The 1,061-nt window shown below is 52.1% G+C and carries 2 pseudogenes; one reads left to right on the top strand and one right to left on the bottom strand.

Annotated elements, in window-relative coordinates:
- Positions 1-29 precede the first annotated feature (29 nt).
- Positions 30-785 (top strand): annotated as a pseudogene (istB, locus tag QZ506_RS05115) (IS21-like element helper ATPase IstB).
- A gap of 96 nt (positions 786-881) precedes the next feature.
- On the opposite strand, the pseudogene QZ506_RS05110 reads toward istB, so the two are convergent.
- Positions 882-1,061: pseudogene (locus QZ506_RS05110) on the bottom strand (transposase); the annotation flags it as partial.

Raw genomic sequence — 1,061 nt, 5'->3', positions numbered from 1 at the left:
GAAATATTACCACTGAAAAAGGAGTCGTTATGACAGATGACCTGCTAACCAAACTCAGAGCGCTCAAGCAGACAGCAATGGCCGATGGCGTGATACGCCAGCGTGAGGCACCTGGTACATACAATGAGCTGGGTTTCGCAGAACGCCTGGGGCTACTTGTCGAAGAAGAACTATTGCATCGTGAAAACAGCCGTGTTGGTCGGATGAGAAAGCAGGCGCGGTTGCGCCACGATGCAACCCCTGAGGGTCTTTGCTATCCGGTATCCCGAGGGTTAAAGGCCGAACAGATGCGCGAGCTTCTGAACGGGCATTACATTACCCACAGCAAGAATATCCTGAGAACAGGGCCAACTGGCAGCGGCAAAAGCTAGGTAGGTTGTGCGCTGGGCGAGCAGGCGTGCCGCCAAAAGAGAAGCGTCCAATACTGGCGTATGGTTCGGCTGCTGGATCAGCTTGAGCAGGGGCGACTGGACGGCAGCTGGCTTAATCAACTGAAACAGCTTAAAAAAATAGAGCTTCTTATCTTGGAAGACCTCGGACTTGAAGTTATCACCACGCGGTAATGCAATGACTTGCTGGAAATAACGGAAGACCGATATGGGTAAACCAGTACGATCCTGATCAGCCAGTTGCCGGTGGAGCAATGGTACGGGGAGATGGAAAACCCTACGGCGGCCGATGCCTTCCTGGATCGGGTGATCCACAACGCCCACAGAATGGAGCTTAAGGGAGAATCATTAAGGAAGAATAGCCCGGTAGTGGAAAGCGCAGAAGAAACACGCTAACACGATAAAAAAGTTAGGTTCCCGGATGATCGATACGATGCGAAAACGTGATCGACCTTAGATGCGAATCGATGATCGATTGCATGCGAATACGCAGATTGCATGCCGGATCACGCTGTTCAGTGATTCTATAGCGTTCGTCGTGTAGATTACCTTGCGAAGTTCCTGCGGGTACGAGAAGAATGTCGACAGGTTGCCCCAGTTTGACTGCCAGCTCCGTCTTATCTGCGGATAGCTGTGATCCCGTGTCCCACCGAACGTCTCCAGCGCCTGAAG

Source organism: Candidatus Symbiopectobacterium sp. (assembly GCF_020054415.1).
In the GTDB taxonomy this organism is placed as follows: domain Bacteria; phylum Pseudomonadota; class Gammaproteobacteria; order Enterobacterales; family Enterobacteriaceae; genus Symbiopectobacterium.
This window is presented reverse-complemented; position numbering and strand designations above follow the sequence as displayed.